Source organism: Arthrobacter sp. 754 (assembly GCF_040548695.1).
Classification (GTDB): Bacteria; Actinomycetota; Actinomycetes; order Actinomycetales; family Micrococcaceae; genus Arthrobacter.
In genome coordinates this window covers 1068941-1087266 of the sequence record NZ_JBEPSC010000001.1, presented here as the reverse complement: position 1 = coordinate 1087266, position 18326 = coordinate 1068941, and the positions used below count along the sequence as shown (strand labels likewise).

17 protein-coding genes are annotated in these 18326 nt (G+C 65.6%); 6 read left to right on the top strand and 11 right to left on the bottom strand.

Features of this window, described 5'->3' with window-relative positions; genetic code table 11:
• Positions 1-86: 86 nt before the first annotated feature.
• Positions 87-1454: a phenylacetate--CoA ligase PaaK gene (gene paaK, locus ABIA70_RS05165; RefSeq protein ID WP_354146483.1), complete on the bottom strand. Its 1368-nt coding sequence runs from the start codon at positions 1452-1454 to the stop codon at positions 87-89.
• A 7-nt stretch (positions 1455-1461) separates the two neighbouring features.
• The gene (locus tag ABIA70_RS05160) at positions 1462-1911 is read right to left on the bottom strand and encodes a hotdog fold thioesterase (protein ID WP_354146482.1); all 450 of its coding nucleotides are present in this window, start codon (positions 1909-1911) and stop codon (positions 1462-1464) included.
• Between the two features lie 152 nt (positions 1912-2063).
• On the opposite strand from ABIA70_RS05160, the gene pta reads away from it, so the two are divergent.
• Entirely contained in the window at positions 2064-4142 is a 2079-nt protein-coding gene (gene pta, locus ABIA70_RS05155; protein WP_354146597.1) for a phosphate acetyltransferase, read from the top strand.
• Positions 4143-4226: 84 nt separating this feature from the next.
• Here the strand turns inward: pta and ABIA70_RS05150 are convergent, their stop codons facing one another.
• Entirely contained in the window at positions 4227-4478 is a 252-nt protein-coding gene (locus ABIA70_RS05150; RefSeq protein WP_354146481.1) for a hypothetical protein, read from the bottom strand.
• Between the two features lie 163 nt (positions 4479-4641).
• Here ABIA70_RS05150 and ABIA70_RS05145 point away from each other — a divergent pair, with 163 nt between their 5' ends.
• The gene (locus tag ABIA70_RS05145; protein ID WP_354146480.1) at positions 4642-5808 is read left to right on the top strand and encodes an acetate kinase; all 1167 of its coding nucleotides are present in this window, start codon (positions 4642-4644) and stop codon (positions 5806-5808) included.
• A gap of 148 nt (positions 5809-5956) precedes the next feature.
• Positions 5957-6655 (top strand): hypothetical protein, encoded by a 699-nt coding sequence (locus ABIA70_RS05140; protein WP_354146479.1) that lies wholly within the window; start codon positions 5957-5959, stop codon positions 6653-6655.
• Positions 6656-6720: 65 nt separating this feature from the next.
• Here the strand turns inward: ABIA70_RS05140 and ABIA70_RS05135 are convergent, their stop codons facing one another.
• From ABIA70_RS05135 to ABIA70_RS05120, 4 genes are all read right to left on the bottom strand, one after another.
• Positions 6721-7923, bottom strand: a complete 1203-nt coding sequence (locus tag ABIA70_RS05135) for an NAD(P)/FAD-dependent oxidoreductase (RefSeq protein ID WP_354146478.1) — start codon at positions 7921-7923, stop codon at positions 6721-6723.
• A 4-nt stretch (positions 7924-7927) separates the two neighbouring features.
• Positions 7928-8134: a hypervirulence associated TUDOR domain-containing protein gene (locus ABIA70_RS05130; protein WP_354146477.1), complete on the bottom strand. Its 207-nt coding sequence runs from the start codon at positions 8132-8134 to the stop codon at positions 7928-7930.
• Positions 8135-8211: 77 nt separating this feature from the next.
• Complete coding sequence (locus tag ABIA70_RS05125; protein ID WP_354146476.1) at positions 8212-10461, bottom strand: S9 family peptidase; 2250 nt, start codon at positions 10459-10461, stop codon at positions 8212-8214.
• 604 nt (positions 10462-11065) lie between these two features.
• Entirely contained in the window at positions 11066-11530 is a 465-nt protein-coding gene (locus tag ABIA70_RS05120; RefSeq protein ID WP_354146475.1) for a DUF4383 domain-containing protein, read from the bottom strand.
• 209 nt (positions 11531-11739) lie between these two features.
• Here ABIA70_RS05120 and ABIA70_RS05115 point away from each other — a divergent pair, with 209 nt between their 5' ends.
• Positions 11740-12162 (top strand): Hsp20/alpha crystallin family protein, encoded by a 423-nt coding sequence (locus tag ABIA70_RS05115; protein WP_354146474.1) that lies wholly within the window; start codon positions 11740-11742, stop codon positions 12160-12162.
• Positions 12163-12332: 170 nt separating this feature from the next.
• On the opposite strand, the gene ABIA70_RS05110 is transcribed toward ABIA70_RS05115, so the two are convergent.
• The 4 genes from ABIA70_RS05110 to ABIA70_RS05095 form a co-directional block, all read right to left on the bottom strand.
• The gene (locus ABIA70_RS05110) at positions 12333-12482 is read right to left on the bottom strand and encodes a hypothetical protein (protein ID WP_354146473.1); all 150 of its coding nucleotides are present in this window, start codon (positions 12480-12482) and stop codon (positions 12333-12335) included.
• A 35-nt stretch (positions 12483-12517) separates the two neighbouring features.
• Positions 12518-13441: a VOC family protein gene (locus ABIA70_RS05105; RefSeq protein ID WP_354146472.1), complete on the bottom strand. Its 924-nt coding sequence runs from the start codon at positions 13439-13441 to the stop codon at positions 12518-12520.
• Positions 13442-13530: 89 nt separating this feature from the next.
• On the bottom strand, positions 13531-14388 hold the full coding sequence (locus ABIA70_RS05100) for a fumarylacetoacetate hydrolase family protein (RefSeq protein ID WP_354146471.1): 858 nt from the start codon (positions 14386-14388) through the stop codon (positions 13531-13533).
• 61 nt (positions 14389-14449) lie between these two features.
• The gene (locus tag ABIA70_RS05095; protein ID WP_354146470.1) at positions 14450-16231 is read right to left on the bottom strand and encodes an FAD-dependent monooxygenase; all 1782 of its coding nucleotides are present in this window, start codon (positions 16229-16231) and stop codon (positions 14450-14452) included.
• 196 nt (positions 16232-16427) lie between these two features.
• Between ABIA70_RS05095 and ABIA70_RS05090 the strand changes: the two genes are divergently transcribed.
• Together ABIA70_RS05090 and ABIA70_RS05085 are read left to right on the top strand one after the other, a co-directional pair.
• Complete coding sequence (locus tag ABIA70_RS05090) at positions 16428-17129, top strand: GntR family transcriptional regulator (protein ID WP_354146469.1); 702 nt, start codon at positions 16428-16430, stop codon at positions 17127-17129.
• 179 nt (positions 17130-17308) lie between these two features.
• Positions 17309-18322, top strand: a complete 1014-nt coding sequence (locus tag ABIA70_RS05085) for an alpha/beta fold hydrolase (protein ID WP_354146468.1) — start codon at positions 17309-17311, stop codon at positions 18320-18322.
• Positions 18323-18326: the final 4 nt, after the last annotated feature.

Here is an 18326-nt window from a genome sequence, read left to right as displayed (position 1 = left end):
TGGCGCTGTCCCACCCTAAAGGAAAATGCAACTCGGTGCAACCGGTTGCCAACAAATTGGCAACAAGTTGCACTGAGCCGCTCTGGCTACCCCTTCGGCCGCAGGTCGTAGATGCGGCGCAGCTTGCCGTTGGACCGCTCGAGCGAGCCCGGATCCACTACGTCCACGCGGCACGAAGAACCCACGTGGATCTTGATCTGCTCCTGCAAGGTGCGCGCCGCCGTCGTACTCTGCTCAATGGTGACGGTCTCGCGGCGTTCAATCTTCACCGTCATCTGGTCCATCCGCTGGTTTTCCGGGCGGGTGAGTTCGAGCTGGAAGTGCGGGCTGAGTTCCGGGATGCGGAGCGCGATTTCCTCGATCTGCGACGGGAAGACGTTGACGCCGCGGAGGATGATCATGTCGTCGCTGCGGCCGGTGATGCGGCCCATCCGGCGGTGCGCGGGGCGGGCGGTGCCCGGCAGCAGCCGCGTGAGGTCCTTGGTGCGGTACCGGATGATCGGCAGCGCTTCCTTGGTCAGGGACGTGAACACGAGTTCGCCGTGTTCGCCGTCGCGGAGCACGTTTTCCTTGCCGACCTCAGGGTTGAATGCGTCGATGATTTCCGGGCGGAAGTGGTCCTCCCAGATGTGGCTGCCGTCCTGGGTCTCCACGGCCTCGCCGGCGACGCCCGGGCCCATCACTTCGGACAGGCCGTAGATGTCGCACGCCTTGATGTTCATGGTCACCTCGAGCTCATGCCGCATCTCCTCGGTCCACGGCTCGGCGCCCAGGACGGCGTACTTCAGGGAGGTCGACGTCGGATCGATGCCCATGTGCGCCATGGCGTCGGCGATGGTGAGCAGGTAGGTGGGGGTGGCCAGGATGACGTCAGGCTGGAAGTCCTGGATCAGCTGGATCTGGCGCTCCGTCTGTCCGCCGGAGATGGGGATCACGGTGCAGCCGAGGGCCTCGGCGCCGGCGTGGGCGCCCAGGCCGCCGGTGAACAGCCCGTAGCCGTAGGCGTTGTGGACCTTCATGCCGGGACGGACGCCGGAGGCGCGCAGGCAGCGGGCCACCAGCTTGGCCCAGTCGGCCAGGTCCTGCTTGGTGTATCCGACGACGGTCGGCCGGCCCGTGGTTCCGGAGCTGGCGTGGATGCGGGCCACTTCGTTCTGCGGCACGGCGAACATGCCGAACGGGTATTCCTCGCGGAGATCGTCCTTGGTGGTGAAGGGAAAGTTGCCGAGGTCGCTGAGTTCGCGGAGGTCGTTGGGGTGGATGCCGGCGTCGTCGAACTTGCGCTTGTACAGCGGCACGCGGTCGTAGGCGTAGGCCACGGTGTGCTGCAGCCGGGCAAGCTGGAGCGTCTCGAGTTCGTCGCGCGAGATGGTTTCCTCACGGTCCAAAACGGCGTCGGTTGCCTGGGCGGAGGCGGTCCCCTGCGTGGGGGATTCGGGGGCGTGGAGGGTCATGGTTGTCCTACTTCTTGGGGATGGTGCGGCTGCGCCCGCGGAACTCAGCGATGAGTTCACCCGGAAGCTGCGCATCGGCGTCGGCGGCGAAAATCTGGATGTCGTACAGGCCGCTGCGACCGGCGCTGGAGCGGCGGTCGGCGACGGCGGTGATCACCTGGCCGCGGTAGGCGGGCTTGAGGAAGTTGATGTCGACGCCGGATGCCACCGTGATGGAGTCGGCGTCCCCTGGTGCCGGGTTCACCGGGTTGCAGGCCAGGGCGAAGGCGGTATCGCCGAAGGCGAAGATCATTCCGCCGTGGGCCATGCCGAAACCGTTCAGCATTTCCTGCCTGAGGGTCATGCGGATGGTGGCGTGTCCGTCGCTGAGCGCGAGGACCTCGATGCCCATCCACTCGGAGGCGTAGTCGTTTTCCAGGATGGGGTGGGTGGCCCCGGACAGTGCAGATTCAGCCATGCGTCATTGCCTCCAGCTTTATTTACCGAATGTTCATTAGGTAATCCCATCGGCCGGGTGTGTGTCAAGGGCTGTCCGTGTTTCCGGGCCCCTTGGGCGGGTGGAAAGTGCAAGGATGGTTGAACCTGCACCAGCACACCAAAGGGCGGACCATGGCCAAAGGCATTTACGTCAGCGCAACCACTCCGGGCTCGGGCAAATCGCTCGTCGCCCTGGGCCTCGCCGACACCCTCCACCGGCACGCTGACCGGATCGGCTTCTTCAAACCCGTGGTCCACGACCCCGACGCCGCGCAGGACCCCATGGTGGCGCTGATGAAAAGCCGCTTCGCGCTCGACGACGACCGGTGCCGCGGCGGTCTGACCTTCGCCGAGGTGCGGGCCCTGCTGGCCGAGGGCAAGCGCGCCGACATCGATGCCAGGTGCGTGGAGATCTTTGCCGAAATTTCCCGGCACTGCGACGTGGTGATCGTGGAGGGGACCGACCTCACCGGCCAGGACGCCGCCGTCGAGTTCGATCTCAACGCCCGGCTGGCCAACAACCTGGCCTCACCTGTGGTTGCCGTGGTGGGCGCGAAGGGCCGGACGGTCGCGGAGACGGCTGCCGCCGTCGAGGTGGCCCGCAAGGAACTGGTGGCCGAAAAGTGCACTCTGCTGGCCATCATGGTGAACCGCGCCGACCCCGAACTCCTGGAAGCGATCGCCGCAGAGATCAAGCCGGGTGCCTCCAGGCGGCCGGTGTACGTGCTGCCCGAGCTGGAGGAGATCGCCCGGCCCACCACGGGAGAAGTTGCCGCGGCGCTGGGGGTGCGCCAGATCGCCGGACGCGCGGACATGGAACGTGATGTGCGGGACATCAAGGTGGCCGCCATGAACGTGGGCCACTTCCTGAACGTGCTCGATGAGGGCGCCCTGGTGATCGTCCCCGGTGACCGTGCCGATGTGATGGTGGCCTGCCTGGCGTCGTCCTTCTCACCCGAATTCCCGGTGCCCTCGGCGCTGATCCTGACCGGCGGCCTGGCCCCGGACGACAACATCTACCCGCTCCTGGCGCAGGCCCCTTTCCCCGTCTTTGCCACCACCGACGACACCTACACCACCGCCAAACGGGTCTCCGAGGTCCGCAGCGAGATCTGGTCCGGGCACCGCCGCAAGGTGGCGTCCGCGCTGGGCCTGTGGTCCAAGTGCGTGGACGAGGCCGAGCTGGTGGAACGCCTGCATCTGCCGCGCCCGGAACGGATGACCCCGCTGCGGTTCCTGCACGACCTCATTGAACGTGCCCGCTCCCAGCGCCGGCACGTGGTGCTGCCCGAAGGGACGGACCCGCGGATCCTGCGCGCCGCCGAAATCCTTCACCGCCGGGACGTCTGCGATCTCACCGTCCTGGGTCCGGAATCGGACGTCCGCGAGCTCGCTGCATCCCGAGGGATCGACCTGTCGGGGATCAACATCGTGGACCCGGCAACGTCCGATCTCCGGCAGAAGTTCGCCGAGAAGTATGCGGAATTGCGGGCGCATAAGGGCGTGGACCTGCCCAAAGCCCTGGAAATCATGCAGGACGTCAGCTATTTCGGCACCATGATGGTCCAGCTGGGTGTGGTGGACGGCATGGTCTCCGGCGCCGCGCACACCACCGCGCACACCATCCGCCCGGCCCTGGAGTTCGTGAAGACCCGCGAGGGCGTGAAGATCGTCTCCTCGGTGTTCCTGATGCTCATGCCGGACCGGGTGCTGGTCTACGGCGACTGCGCGGTGAATCCTGACCCCAACGTGGAGCAGCTCGCTGACATCGCGCTCGCGTCCGCAGAAACCGCCCGGCAGTTCGGGGTGGAGCCGCGGGTGGCCATGCTGTCCTATTCAACCGGCGGCTCGGGGGCGGGGGAGGCCGTGGACGAGGTCCGGCAGGCCACCGAACTGGTCCGCAGCCGCCGCCCCGATCTCGCCGTCGAAGGCCCCATCCAGTACGACGCCGCGGTTGACGCATCCATCGCGGAGTCCAAGATGCCGGGCTCGTCCGTGGCCGGGCAGGCGACCGTCTTCATCTTCCCCGACCTGAACACCGGCAACAACACGTACAAGGCGGTGCAGCAGAGCTCCGGTGCTGTCGCCGTCGGGCCTGTCCTGCAGGGGCTGCGGAAGCCGGTCAACGACCTCTCCCGCGGGTGCACCGTGGAGGACATCGTGAACACCGTGGCCATTACGGCCATCCAGGCGCAGTCGCCGGCGTCCTAGGAATTCCACACCAACGCGGGGTCACTCCCGGCCCAATAAATGACTCAAATTGGGCGTGGAGTGACCCCGCGTTGCTGTAGCAGGTCAGCTGTTTTCGGGCTTGGCGACGCTTTCCGGGTCTTCTTCGTTGGCGGGCTCATCCGAGAGGCCTTCCGGCGTGAGGTCCAGGTCCTGCGGGTTCTCCGGGGGCTCGGGCGCATCGCCCACCTCCGCGGCTTTGACGTTTCCGGTGTCGTCCAGCGCAGGGTTCGCGCCCTCCACGCCGGTGGGATCCGGCTTTTTGGTCTCCGTGTGGGAAAGTTCGGTGTCCTCGGGCTGAGTGGGGTCGTTCGTCATGAAGGGTCCCTTCTGCGTGGTCCAGCTGTGGTCCTGCCTGACTGCCGACTCTAGGCGCCCGGCACCCCGGTCCGCAAGGAACGTCCCGCCCGCGGCGGCAACAACGGAGGCAACTTATAGTGGGAAGCGGTTGAACTGCGGAAGCAAGGCTCAGGAGGCCCCCATGCTCGTGCTCGTCATCAATTCCGGCTCGTCCTCGCTCAAGTACCAGGTGCGCGACGTCGCGGCCGGCACGGTCCTGACCGAGGGGCTGATCGAGAAGATCGGCATGGGCAACGGCGGCGACGGCGATGGCGAGATTGAAGGCCCGCGGGACCATGCGGAGGCATTGGAGCAGGTGGACGCTGCCATCCATCAGGAACTCGGCGAGCTCGAACTGGCAGCAGTGGGGCACCGGGTGGTGCACGGCGGCGAGCGGTTCGCGGAGCCGGTCCTCATAGACAACGAGATCACCCGCGCCATCGAGCGGTTGAACCCTCTGGCCCCGCTGCACAACCCGGCAAACGTGCTGGGCATCCGCGCCATCAGCAAAAAATGGCCGGACATGCCGCAGGTTGCCGTGTTCGACACCGCTTTCCACCGCACCCTGCCCGAGCACGCGTGGCGTTACGCCGTCCCGGACGAGCTGTACACCAACCACGGCATCCGCCGCTACGGCTTCCACGGCACCTCGCACGAATACGTCACGCACCGCGCCGCCGCGCTGCTGGGACTCCCGGTGGAAGAGTTCGACGGCGTGATCGCCCACCTGGGGAACGGCGCCTCCGTCACGGCCATCCGCGGTGGACATTCGGTGGACACGTCCATGGGCTTCACCCCTCTCGAAGGACTGGTGATGGGCACCCGCTCCGGCGACCTGGACCCCTCCATCCTCGTATTCCTGGGCCGGGCCGGCTGGACCCCGGAGGACCTCGACACCATGCTCAACCGTGAATCCGGGCTGAAAGGCCTCGCCGGAAACAACGACATGCGCTCCGTGGTTGAGGCCGCCGAAGCGGGCGATGCCAAGGCCGCCACCGCCCTCGCGGTCACGTCTTACCGGCTGGCCAAGTACATCGGCGGCTACCACGTGGCTGTGGGCGGCGCGAAGGCGCTCGTTTTCACTGCCGGCATCGGCGAGAATTCGCACCAGTTCCGCGCCCTCGTCGCCGACAAGCTCGGTGCCCTGGGGATAGAGCTCGACGCCGGCCTGAACAGTCAGCGGTCCAAAGAACCGCGCGTGATTTCCACGCCGGAGTCCGCCATCCCGGTTCTGGTGGTGCCCACCGACGAGGAGCGCGCCATCGCCGAGGCGACTGCCGCCGTCGTCCATTCATCGGTTGTTTCGTAACGCCCTTCCGGAGGCCCAAGAGGGCGTCATTGGGGCAAACGAGGGTAGTCACGGCGGGTCTTTGTGCCCTATGGCCTGGTTCCAGGCCGGACCTAGCCTGAGATAGGCAGAGCAGCGGGGCCGCCTGCCGAATCCCGGGAGGCAAACAGTGAACTCTGCAAAGACAAGCATCATCGCGGGCATAGTCCTGATGGCGGTCGGCGGGCTGTTGCTGCTGGACCTGCTCAACGTCGTCGAGAGCGCCGCGTATGTGCCGGCACTGATATTCGCGGCGGCCGGGGTTGTGTTCCTGTCCGTCTTCAGCCGCAGCCGGGAGAACTGGTGGGCAGCCATCCCCGGATCGGTGTTCCTCGGCCTGGCAGCGGTCATCACCGCCACGCAGCTCACGGAAGGCCGCTTTGGCGCGGCCTACCTGTTCCTCTTCATGGCAGCCGGATTCGCCGCGGTTTACCTGCGCGAGCAGGCTAACTGGTGGGCCCTGATCCCGTGCGGGGTAATGTTCACGCTGGCAATCATCGTCGCCCTCCCTCAGGGGCTTCCCGGCATGACCGTCCCTGCCGTCCTGTTTCTGGGCCTGGCAGCCACCTTCGGGTTGCTTTCCCTGGTCCCGGTGAAGGCTGACGGGCACACCGCCCGGATGAAGTGGCCCCTGATTCCGGCCGCCGTTCTCGGAGTCATGGGCGTGATCTTCGGGCTCCAGGCGACGGCGCTGCTCATCTCCGGTGACTTCGCCGTTCCGGCTGTCATGATCCTGGCGGGGATCGCCTTGCTGGTCTACGCCTACTATGCCCGCCATGACAGGCAGCACAAGGCGCCCGGCCACCTTGGACCTCCCTATTCCGGGTAACGGCGGACGTACTGGACGTACTGGACCTACTGGACGTACTGGACGTACTGGACCTACTGGACCTACTAAGCCCGGCCCTTGAGGATCAGGTTCCAGTAGACCTGCGGGAAAACGTCCCGGTCCACCACCCAGGAAGCGCGGCTTTCCTTCCACAGGGGGACCTTGGGAATGGTGGGCTTTGGCCGGTATGCGGCGTCGAACTCGGCAAACACCACGGTGGACCGGGAAACGGTGAACGGGCACACGGCATAGCCGTCGTACTTTTCCTTCAGTGGCGTGCCCTTCCGGGCAGCCACCATGTTCTTCGCCAGCACCTTGGTCTGTTTGCGCAGCGCCCCGCCGCACTTCGAATTGGTGGTGGCTGCGGCGTCACCCAGGGACCAGACGTTCGGGTAACGCACATGCCGCAGGGTTTCCGGGTCCACGTGCACGAACCCGCCGTCGTCGCCGGGGGCCGGCAGGTCCGTTGCCTTGAGCCAGTCCGGCGCGGACTGCGGCGGGACCGCGTTCAGGACGTCGTAACGGAGTTCCTCCGTGGAGCCGCTGGCGTTGTCCCTGATCAGAACAGTCTGGGCGGTGGGATCCGCCGCGGTCACCTCGCTGTTGAGGCGGAGTTCGATGCCGTACGCGGCGATCTTGCGGTCCAGCTCCTCGTCCACGCCGGGTACGCCAAAGACCGTGGGGTACGGCTGGACCATCACCACACGGATGTCCTTGAGGACCCCCTGTTCCCGCCAATAATCGCAGGCCAGGTACATGGGCTTCTGTGCGGCGCCGGCGCACTTCGCTGGCCCGGCCGGCATGGTGAACACCGCGGTGCCTGACTTGAGGCTGCTGAGCAGGGTCCAGGCCTTGGGGGCAAGATCGAACTCGTAGTGCGAAGCGCCGTGGGGGGAGTGGACGGCCGCCGCCAGCCCGGGGACCTTGGCCCAGTCCAGCTGCAGCCCGGGGCAGACCACCAGTTGGCCATACGTGAGCCCGGAACCCGACTCCAGGGTCACCGTGTTGGCTGCAGCGTTGATCCCCGCGGCGCCGTCCCGGATCCATACCACTCCCTTGGGCATGACCGAGGCCTGGGGGCGGATGGCCTCGGCCGCCTTCGCCCGCCCGCCGGCGATGTGGGAGAACAGCGGCTGGTAGAGGTGATGGTCTTTGGGTTCCACCACGGCGATGTCCCTGACGCCGTAGCGGTGCAGGCGTGCGGCCAGGGAAATCCCCGCGTTGCCGCCGCCGATGATGAGCACTTCGTGGTGCTTTGGGCCCGGCACGCGCCTAGTCCTTCTCGGTCAGGGCGGAAGCCTTGTGGGCGGCGCGGGCGCCGGTCTTGGCGGACTCCACGACGTACTGCGGTTCTGCTTCACTGGCCCGGTGCTGGTTCCCGTCCAGTTCGAAGTCGCCGGTCTTCTTCTCCACGATCTTCCCGTGGGTGGGACCCTGCGGCGTGTTCCATTCCACGGATGAACCCTTGCGTAGCGACATTCCTGCTCCTTCAGACGGACCCGGACGTGAAACACAATAGTAAGCATGATGAGTTTCGCAGGTCACTGCCGCGGAGGTTATTTCAGGCCGGCGCCGGGGAGCAGTTCGGTGGCGCCGAGCGAATCGGCGATGAAGGCGTAGTCCCAGGCCCGTTCGCGCCACTGGACGTACCGGCCGGACGCGCCGCCGTGGCCGCCGTCCATTTCGATTTTCATGACGATCGGCTCAGTACCCGTGGTCTTGTTCCGCAGTTCCTGCACCCACTTGGCCGGCTCCACATACAGCACACGCGTGTCATTGAAGGACGTGACGGCGGCGATCTTGGGGTAGGCCACGGCCCGCACATTCTCGTACGGCGCGTAGGACTTCATGTAGGCGTAGACCTCGGGGTCCGTGATGGGGTTGCCCCACTCTTCCCACTCCAGCGCGGACAGCGGCAGCTCCGGGTCAAGGATGCTGGTCAGGGGGTCCACGAACGGCACCTGCGCCACGACGGCCGCGTACTTCTCCGGCGCGAGGTTGGCCACCGCACCCATGAGCAGGCCGCCGGCGGATCCGCCCAGCGCGGCGATCCGGGCCGGATCAACCCAGCCGGAGTTGGCCAGCCAGTCGGTGGCGTCCACAAAGTCGGTGAAGGTGTTCTTCTTGGTGAGCTTCTTGCCGTCCTCGTACCAGTGCCGTCCCAGCTCACCGCCGCCGCGGATATGGGCGATCACAAACACCACGCCACGGTCCAGGAGCGAGAGCCGCGCAATGCCGAAACCGGGGTCCATGCTCAGCTCATACGAGCCGTATCCGTAGACCAGGCCCGCCGCCGTCGAATCCTGCTTGACGGCCTTGTGCCGCAGCACCGACAGCGGGATCTTGGTGCCGTCCGCGGCGTCGGCCCATTCACGGGTGGCCACGTAGTCGGCGGCGGAGTAGCCGCCCAGGACGGGGCTTTCCTTGCGCAGCAGCAGTTCCCCGGCAGGCTGCGAGGGCGTAGGCAGCACGAAATCGTAAACGCGCGACGGCGTGAAGTAGGACGTGTAGCCCAGCCGGATCACCGGTGCCTCGTAGTCGGACCCGCCCACGCCGGCCGTGTACAGCTCCTCGTCGAAGGCGGGCTCCACCGGCGGTTCCTGGGCGGCTGTGCCAAGCCCGGCAAGGCCCATCACCTGGACGCGTTCGATGGTGTCCTTGCGGACGGAGACGATCAGGTGGGTGGAGGTGACGCCGGCGCCGTTGACGCGGACGTCGTCGGAATGTTCGACGACGGTGTCCCAGTGCTGCTCGGCCAGCGGCTTGGTGAGCTCGGCCGGGTCTACGAGGGAGACCATGGAGTTCACGGCGTTCCGGTTGTGGGTGATGACGATGCGCTCCTGATTTTCGCCGTCAGGTCCGGTCAGCAGGAACGGCTCGGCCTCGTAGAGCACGCGCTCGTCCCGCGAAACCACGGTGGTGAGCGCCGCCGTCGGGTCATCAAAACGCAGCAGGCGGGTCTCGCTGTACTCGGAGCAGCCGATGCCCAGCACAAGGTGACGCCGGTCAGAGGAGAGCTCAAAGCCCAGCCACATGGCGACGTCGTCCTCCTGGTAAATCACCTCATCATCGGTGACCGGCGTGCCCAGCACGTGGGACTTGACCTGGTACGGGCGCCAGGAGTCGTCCACCACGGTGTAGAAAATCCGCGTCCCGTCGGGGGAGAAGCTGACGCCGTAGAAGATGTTCTCAATGACATCGGGCAGGAGTTCGCCGGTGCGGAGATCCTTGATCCGGAGCGTGAAGCGTTCGTCGCCGGAGTTGTCCACCGCGTAGGCGTAGAGGTTCCCGTCCACCGTGACGGCCGAGCCGCCCACTGAGAAGAACGGCTTGCCCTCGGCTTCGATGTTGCCGTCCAGCAGCACTTCCTCGCCCGGGATCCCGATGCCGGCCTCCACTGCGGGGGGAGTCCAGTCGGCCACGGGGTTGCCGGTGTCGGTCGCGCGGACGCGGCACTGGATGCCGTATTCCTTGCCCTCGACGGACCGGCTGAAGTACCACCAGCCGTCCTTGCGGTTCGGGACAGACAAGTCTGTCTCCTGGGTGCGGCCCTTGATTTCCTGGAAGATGGCCTCCCGCAGCGGCTCCTGATGCGCGGTGACCGCCTCCTGGTAGGCGTTCTCAGCCTTCAGGTGCTCCACGACTTCCGGGGATTCTTTTTCGCGCAGCCACTCGTAGTTGTCCACGAAGGTATCGCCGTGGTGCGTCCGCCCGAGCGGAACCTTCTTGGCGACGGGAGGCGCTGCCGGCGCGGGGGAAGCGGCGGTGGCGGAATTGGCGGAATCCTGCAGCGGAGTCTGGGTCATTCCTTCAATATATAGAGCCGGACTGACAATGGCGGCCGCGTTCGCTACCGGGGGAGCCCGCCCTCAAACGCTCTTCCACTTCCTGCGGTTTTTCCAGCGACGCTCTTTCAGTTCCTGCCGCCAAAACGCGAACGCTCTTTCACTTCCTGCGCCAGGCCGTGGCTCCCCGAGCCCCCGCCCCGGTCCCACCACGGCGGCCGGAAGTTGATAGAGGGTTTGCGCAAACACTGCAGAAAGTGAGAGAGCGTTGGAACCGGGTGGCGGCAAATTGGGCTGGAGCGGAAAAGTCGGACAGGCGTATCCTGATCACGCGAAGGCGCATCCGCCCAGCGTGAGAGGGGAAGTTCCATGACCATCCCGCCAGTGCACGAACCCGAGCCGTTCCCGCCGGAACCCGGCCCTGACCCGTTTTCGCCGGATCCCACCCAGCCGGGCCACCCCGGACCTGAGCGGCCAAGCCCGATCCCGGCACCGGAACCGCCCGGACCGCTGCCCGTCCCGGATCCGGGCCCGGCACCACTTCGGCCGGACCCTACCCGGAGCTGACGCGGCCGGCAGCCGGCGCGGAGCTGACTCCGCGCCGGCTTTTAGCGACCGGCCCCTATTAGCGGCCGGCCCCGGCGGCAGTGGTCCGCGTGGTGGTCTGCCTGGACAGCAGGATCCCGAGCCCGATCATCAGCAGGCCCAGAACCAGGTGGAGCCAGTTGTCGGCCGTGTTGAAAGGCACAAAGTTGGCCGGGGTGTCCTGCCCGATCAAAAGTCCGTACAGCCACAGAACCAGATAGATCGCGCCGCCATAGAGGAGGAAGGCGCGGGACTGTCCCGGTGTGCGTGCCAGCGCGATGCCTGCCACGCCGAAGAGCAGATGGACGATGTTGTGCAGGATGGACACCTGGAACACGCCCAGGAGGAGGGCTTCTGACCCGTGTCCGGCGAATCCCATGCTGCCGTAATTTGTGGTCACGCCCGGGATAAATCCCAGGATGCCCACCAGCAGAAAGACGGCCCCCACCACCTGTGCCGCGCGCTGGAGGGTGGTTTTGTGTTCGGTGGTTCGCGCGTTTGCCATGGCCTTTACCCCTGTTCAGTTCAGTAGGACCCAGCACTGTTAATTATGCTAAGCATGCTTACCGCATGGAAGACCCGCCCAACGAGGCGGCGCCAAAATACGCCGGGACACTTGCGCTGACTTGTGAGTGGTGCTATAAAAAATCTACATCAGCCAATACAGATCGGCTGATGGAACGTGTTGGATCGTCTCTTACGAGGAGGGAAGCCATGTTGATGCGAACCGATCCGTTCCGTGCGCTGGACAGGCTGGCCCAGCAGGTCCTCGGCACGGTTGCGCACCCGGCGGCGATGCCCCTGGATGCGTGGCAGGAGGACCAGGAGTTTGTGGTGGCCTTTGATCTGCCCGGTGTGAAACTGGATTCAGTGGATCTGGACGTGGAGGGGAATGTCCTGACCGTGCGGGCCGAGCGCCCCGATCCGGCCGGCGAGAACACCGAACTGATCGCGGCCGAGCGGCCGTGCGGTGTGTTCAGCCGCCAGTTGATCCTCGGGGACGCACTGGACACGGAAGGCGTCAAGGCAACGTACGACGCCGGTGTCCTGACCGTCCGGATTCCTGTCGCCGAGAAGGCCAAACCGCGTAAAATCGAGATTGAGGCAAAGGGGGCAAAGCAGCAGATTGCCGCCTGACCCGAGCCCTCTTCAACACAGGACCGGGAGGTCCGGACGCTATCGTTGACTGCCTTTTGGGGCGATTAGCCATTGCGTGCACGCCACAGCGCCTTTCGGCGCACCGGCAGCAAGCGCTGAACCTCCCTTACGATGGCCCCCGGCATAGCCCGGGGGCCATCCCCATGGAACTAGCCTTCCTCGGCTCGGTAGTGGAGTCCGAGCCAGGGGGAGCAGGCCAGTTCATTGTCTTCACGCAGCGGGATGAGGTGCCCGGCACGGGCGTCGGGAATCGGTGCTGTTTGCGGCTGCCCTGTTTGAGGCTTATCAGCGGCGGACATGGCGGACCTCCTGGGTGTCACGCGGGCCCCGCAGATCAGGCTGCGGGTGCGTGGGTGCCGGTCATCAGGGCAGCGAGATCATCCGGCTCCAGGAACGACGGCGGCGGCGGGGGACCCCAGCTGAACAGTCCCTGGGCGCCATGGAAGGTTTCCGGCGTCCAGATTTCGTCCTCGGGGATGCAGTCCATGTCGGAGTAATACTCGGAGAAGTTACCGGCCGGATCCTTGAGGTACCAGAAGAAATTCGAGCCCGCATGGTGGCGTCCGAGGCCCCAGATGTGCCGCTCCGGGTTGTTCTCCAGCATCGCTTTCGCGCCCCGTCCGACGTCGTCGATGTCATCAACCTGCCACGAGGTGTGGTGGAGGAAATTCACAGGGGCGGCCATAGCCAGGACGTTGTGATGGTCAACGGAGCAGCGCATGAACGCCCCCTTCTCCCCGACGTAGTCGCTGACTTTGAAGCCGATGCCTTCGGTAAAGAAGCGCATGGTGGCCGCCAGATCCACGGTGCCGATCACGGTGTGCCCCAGTTTGCGGGGTTTGATCCGGGTCTCACGCACGACGCCGGGAGCGCGGCCCATGCGCTCGGTCCGGCCCGGGCCGTTGTACGGCGTCGCCGCGGTCTTCTCCTGGGCGATGCGTGGCGCAACGTGGATGCGTGCCGTGAAACCCGAGATCGGTTCCTGGGCGAGGAGTTCGGATCCGTTATGGGTGATGGGGACACCCAGGCGGGTCATCTGCGTGGTGACACGGGCGACGTCGTCGTCGTTGTCAACGCCGACGCCGAGCTCCACCAGCCGCCGCGTAGGTGCGTGGACGATCTTGAGCTGTTCGCCGCCGTCGCGGGTTCCGAACGAGTTGTTGCCCAGCGGGTCCAGGCCGAATTCCTCATAGTAGGCGGCTGTTTCGGCGACGTTGGGGACGCCCATGACCACTCGGGTCAGGCGGTGCAATGACATGGGATTACTCCTTTGTATCCATGGATAAGGCTAAACGCTGATCGGCGGCGGCGCTGCTGCCCGGCTCCGCGCCGAGCAGCAGCGTCCGCTCACTGGGCGGCAGAAACGAAAGTCTGCGTGATCTCGCCGATCCCCTCGATGCGGGAGATCAGGGTCTCACCCGGCCGGATGAATCGCTGGGGACTGCGCCCCACGCCGACGCCTGCGGGGGTTCCGGTGAAGATGATGTCGCCGGGGAGCAGGGTCACCGTCTCGGAGAGTCCTTGGATCAGGGCGGGGATGGAGAAGATCAAATCGCTGGTGCGGCCCTTCTGGAGCTCCTCACCGTCGAGGCTGCACCCGAGTTCCAGATCGTCCGGGTCCTCGAACTCGTCCGGCGTGACCAGCCAGGGACCCACGGGGGCAAACCCGGCGAATGACTTCCCAAGCCCGAACTGCGGAGCCGGGCCGCGGAGCTGGGAAATGCGTTCGGACAGGTCCTGCCCGACCGAAAGCCCGGCAACGTGCGCCCAGGCCTCGGCGGCCGGAACGTTGGAGGCCGTCTTGCCGATGACGGCCACCAGCTCGACCTCCCAGTCCGTGTTCCCGCCATCGGGCAGCTCAACGGTGGTGTCCGGCCCGGTAAGGGCGCTGACGAACTTGGTGAACACCGGCGGCAGCTGCTCCGGGGCGTCGAATCCGGATTCCTTGGCATGTTCGCTGTAGTTCAGCCCGATCGCGAAAATCTGGCGCGGCGCCGGGGACGGTGACCCCAGCTGGGCGCGGTTGATGACGACGTCGTCGCCTGGGCTGGTGAAGCCGTTCGCCCAGGCGGCGAACGCCTCCCAGTCGTTGTAGAGCGAGGGCAGATCGGGGCCGAACCGGCCTTCGCTGGCGGCGTGGATGTCAACGCCGGCCTCTTCGGATGTCAGCAGGACAGCCCGGCTGTTGTGGTTTGCGATGCGCAAAGTAACTCCTTGAAAGTTGTGTTGCCGGTGCGGTGTGCGCCGGCGGGTCAGGGTCTGGCTGTCAGAGCAGCTGGGTGCCCAGCACCTGGCCGAGGGCGGACTTGAGGACTGCCTGGGCGTCCTGCGCGCCCTCGACTGAACGGAACGCCACATAGCGGTCGGGCCGGACCAGCACTGCACCGGTCGGGGAGATTTCGCGGTGCTTGAGCCAGGAGGCGCGGACATCGATGTAGTCGCTGTCCAGGATGCCCACGGTGGCCGCCTTGAGGGGCAGGCCGTGTTCCGCCGCGATCTTGTTGGCGGCGTCCACCCAGTCAGCGCCGTCTTCTCCCGCGATCAGGAGGAAATGGCCGCCGTGGACCAGGGTTCCCAGCGGGATCCGTACACCCTCGCGCTCCACCAGGGCATGGGGCATGGGGTGGCCGGGCTTGGTGCTCGGCTCGTAGAGCCTTACCGGGTCCAGTGGGACGTACTCGGGGCTGCCGTCGTCGACGATTGCACCGGCACCATATGTGTAGCCGAACTCCACGTTGTGGTGGCGGAATTCCATGGTCTGCGACCCGATGGCCTTGTTAAGGGCGTGCCGCTTGTCCTCGGACTCGGGCAGGTCTTCCCAGAGCGGGCGAAGCTCGGCCCAGTTCTCCTCAGACGATTTGTCCGGGGACAGGTTCAGGGCCTTGTCGATGGTGAAGTGGTTCATGGCGTTGGCGACCGCGTTGTTGATGTTGTTCTGGTCGACCGGTTTGCGCTCTGCCTCATAGCTGTCCAGCAGGGAATCCCCGGCCTGGCCTCGAAGGACGGAGGCCACTTTCCAGCACAGGTTGTAGGCGTCGTGCGCGGCCGAGTTCAGGCCAAGGCCGCCCGTCGGCGGGTGCCGGTGAGCTGCGTCGCCGAGGAAGAACACGGAGTCCTCGCGGAACTTGTCCGAGATGACCCCTTCCATCACCCAGGAGCTGATGCTGTTGATTTCCGGATCGAAATCGGGGATGCCCAGCGTGGCCTTGAGCCGGCCCAGGACCTTCTCGCGCTCCATCGCCTCGGGGTCATCCGTTGCGTACTGGAGGTGGATGATCCATTCCTCCGACGCCGGGCCCCAGTTCTCCGGTCCCATGGGAACCAGCACGCCGCTGGACCAGGAGCCGCCGAAATCGGGGTTGACCAGCCAGCGGATCAGGACTTCGTCGTCCTTGAGGTAGGCGGAGAGGTCAGCGGTGAAGTGCACGGTGACCATGCGCATCAGGTCCCGCGGCCCGGACATCCCGACGCCGAGCATCTTGCCGACCGTCCGGCCTCCGTCGGCCGCAAAGAGGTACTTGGCGCGGACCGTGAAGTCGGTGCCGTCGTCTTTGTTGTGGACGGTGGCGATGACGCCCTCTTCGTCCTGGACCAGTGCGGTCAGCTCATGGTTGAACCGGACGTTGCCCGGGTTAAGCGACTCGGCGTGTGCGCGCAGGACCGGCTCGAGGCGGATCTGCGGGAGGTTGCAGGTGCGGCAGGGGCTGGCAGCCACGTAGTCCGGATCCGTGTAGCCGCCGCCCCAGACCTCAAGGCGCCCCAGTTCACGGCCGTAGCCGTCGTGATCGCCGGTGATCCCGGCGTACCAGCCTGTTGCCTGCATGTTCTTGGCCGGAGTGCTTCGCTTGTAGATCTCGGGGGCGACGCCGACTTCCGTGAAGATCTCCATGGTGCGCTGGTTCAGCACGTGTGCCTTGGGCAGGATGGAGGTGTTGGGGAAGGCCGTCACGAGCAGCGACTCGATGCCGAGGTTTGAAAGGGTCATTGAAGCGGTGAGGCCCGCGCCGCCGCCGCCGACGATGAGGACAGGAACTTGTACATCCGTCATGGAATCTCCTTAGGGAAGGTACTGCTGGCTGTGGCCGTTTCCTCTTGCCTGTGGCTACGTTGCCATCCGGGCTTGAGCGGCCGATCTTGGAGGTGATCTGCAACACACACTGCCAGCACTTCATCGATATAGCAAGAAAATATCGATTTTATTTCTGTTGAGCGTTTTTTACTCCCGGGTCGGGTAGGGTGTGTTCATGACCTCGCCTGAGCCCAAGACCCATTCCGAAGGAGTCTATGCGTCCCTGCGGGCCGAGCTGCTGGGCGGAGCTTTTCTGCCGGGCAGCAAACTCAGGCTCGCAGGCCTGGGAACCCGCTATGGAGTAAGCCTCTCTGTGGTGCGCGAGGCCATGACCCGGTTGGCCGGTGAAGGGCTGGTGCGGGCCCTTCCCCAACGTGGCTTCTGCGTGACCCCGCTGTCCATTGAGGACCTGCTGGATCTTACCCGTGCCCGCGTTCTCATCGAAACTGCGGTGCTCCGCGAGTCCATCAGCCAGGGCGGCCTGGAGTGGGAATCGGCCGTAATTGCCGCCCACCACACCCTTCAGGGCACGCCGTACACCACCCGCGAGGGTCATCTGGGCGGTGCCTGGTCCGAGGCACACCATGCCTTCCACCGCGCGCTCCTCACGGGTGCCAAAAGCCCCCGGCTTGAGTCCATTGCCACTGAACTGCGCGACTGTTCCCTGCTGTACCAGCACTGGTCCATCGAAATCGCCGGCGACGTGGACCGCGACGTCGCCGCCGAGCACCGGCACATCGCCGATCTCGCCGTCGCCCGGGACGCCGAGGGGGCTGTCCAGGCCCTGACCGAGCATATTGAACGGACCACCGCAGCCCTGCTGGCCTACGCGGAATCACAAACGGGTCAGCAGCGTGCTGCGGGCATCCCCGCCTGACCGAAGCGCCCAGGGCCCTCAGGCCCAATTAATTAGGGGAACGACGACGGCGGTTGCCTCGTACAATCGGACTGTACGCAACCGGTCGTGTCCCCGCGGCGTACCAGCCGGGAGATGGCCGCCGTGCCCAGCATTTTGAGGGGCACCCGGTAAAAGCCTCTGGGAATGGAAAGCCCATCATGTCCATCGCGCCCCGAAAGACGTCCACGGCAACAGAAGCTCCAGAGCCCGTATCCAAGAAGAGACGCCGGCGCCCGTTGCGTGCTGCCGGCATCGTGGCGCTGGTTGTCCTGGGGCTGGTCCTGGTTTCCACGGTGATCAACCTGATCCTGGAGTCGACGGAAAAATCGGGCACCAAGCCCTATGGCGACCGGGTCGCAGTGAGCAGCGGAGGCGAGATGAACGTCTACCGGAGCGGGAGCGAGGGCCAGCCGATCGTCCTGCTCAGCGGACTGGGAACCCCCGCTCCTGGTCTTGACTTCGCTCCCCTTGTCCGCGAACTCAGCGGCTTCGACGTCATGGTCGTTGAGGGGTTCGGGTACGGCTACAGCGACATGGAAGCCCGGGCACGGACCAACGAGAACATCAGCACTGAACTCCATGAGGTGCTGGCCAAACTCCAGGTCAAGCCACCCTACGTTCTGGCGGGGCACTCCATTGCCGGTTTCTACATGCTGGACTACGCGAACCGCTACCCGGCGGAGGTATCGGCCGTGATCGGAATCGACGCGACAATACCGAAGCCGGGGAGCCAGCCTGTGCCGGACCCGGATCCGGGCATCAACTGGGGAAAGGCGCTCGCGGTCACCGGACTGGTCCGTGCGGTCGCCGCAGTTGCCCCCGGCATCTTCGACCCGGACAGCGACGCCTATACCGACGACGAGCTGCAACGCATGCGCCGGATGATGAACTGGAATTTCGGCAATGCCGCCGTCGCTGACGAAACAGCCCGGATCGCAAACAACGCCGCAGCACTCAGGGGAGTCACGTATCCGGACGACCTGCGCGTCCTGGCCTTCCTCGCCGATGACAAGTCCGATTCGATAACAACCAAGACAGCCGCGACGCAGAACCTGCTGAAGAACGTCAAACGGCAGGAAATCATCACCCTGGAGGGCGGGCACTACCTGCACTGGACCCAGGCCAAGCCAATGGCGGACGCTATCCGGGCTTTTCTTTCCCGCTCCGGGTAGCCAG

Excerpts from the sequence above, each read along its gene's own strand:
- paaK (WP_354146483.1), bottom strand. The coding sequence starts at position 1,454 with ATGACCCTCCACGCCCCCGAATCCCCCACGCAGGGGACCGCCTCCGCC.
- ABIA70_RS05160 (WP_354146482.1), bottom strand. The coding sequence starts at position 1,911 with ATGGCTGAATCTGCACTGTCCGGGGCCACCCACCCCATCCTGGAAAAC.
- pta (WP_354146597.1), top strand. The coding sequence starts at position 2,064 with ATGGCCAAAGGCATTTACGTCAGCGCAACCACTCCGGGCTCGGGCAAA.
- ABIA70_RS05150 (WP_354146481.1), bottom strand. The coding sequence starts at position 4,478 with ATGACGAACGACCCCACTCAGCCCGAGGACACCGAACTTTCCCACACG.
- ABIA70_RS05145 (WP_354146480.1), top strand. The coding sequence starts at position 4,642 with ATGCTCGTGCTCGTCATCAATTCCGGCTCGTCCTCGCTCAAGTACCAG.
- ABIA70_RS05130 (WP_354146477.1), bottom strand. The coding sequence starts at position 8,134 with ATGTCGCTACGCAAGGGTTCATCCGTGGAATGGAACACGCCGCAGGGT.
- ABIA70_RS05125 (WP_354146476.1), bottom strand. The coding sequence starts at position 10,461 with ATGACCCAGACTCCGCTGCAGGATTCCGCCAATTCCGCCACCGCCGCT.
- ABIA70_RS05120 (WP_354146475.1), bottom strand. The coding sequence starts at position 11,530 with ATGGCAAACGCGCGAACCACCGAACACAAAACCACCCTCCAGCGCGCG.
- ABIA70_RS05115 (WP_354146474.1), top strand. The coding sequence starts at position 11,740 with ATGTTGATGCGAACCGATCCGTTCCGTGCGCTGGACAGGCTGGCCCAG.
- ABIA70_RS05110 (WP_354146473.1), bottom strand. The coding sequence starts at position 12,482 with ATGTCCGCCGCTGATAAGCCTCAAACAGGGCAGCCGCAAACAGCACCG.
- ABIA70_RS05105 (WP_354146472.1), bottom strand. The coding sequence starts at position 13,441 with ATGTCATTGCACCGCCTGACCCGAGTGGTCATGGGCGTCCCCAACGTC.
- ABIA70_RS05095 (WP_354146470.1), bottom strand. The coding sequence starts at position 16,231 with ATGACGGATGTACAAGTTCCTGTCCTCATCGTCGGCGGCGGCGGCGCG.
- ABIA70_RS05090 (WP_354146469.1), top strand. The coding sequence starts at position 16,428 with ATGACCTCGCCTGAGCCCAAGACCCATTCCGAAGGAGTCTATGCGTCC.
- ABIA70_RS05085 (WP_354146468.1), top strand. The coding sequence starts at position 17,309 with ATGTCCATCGCGCCCCGAAAGACGTCCACGGCAACAGAAGCTCCAGAG.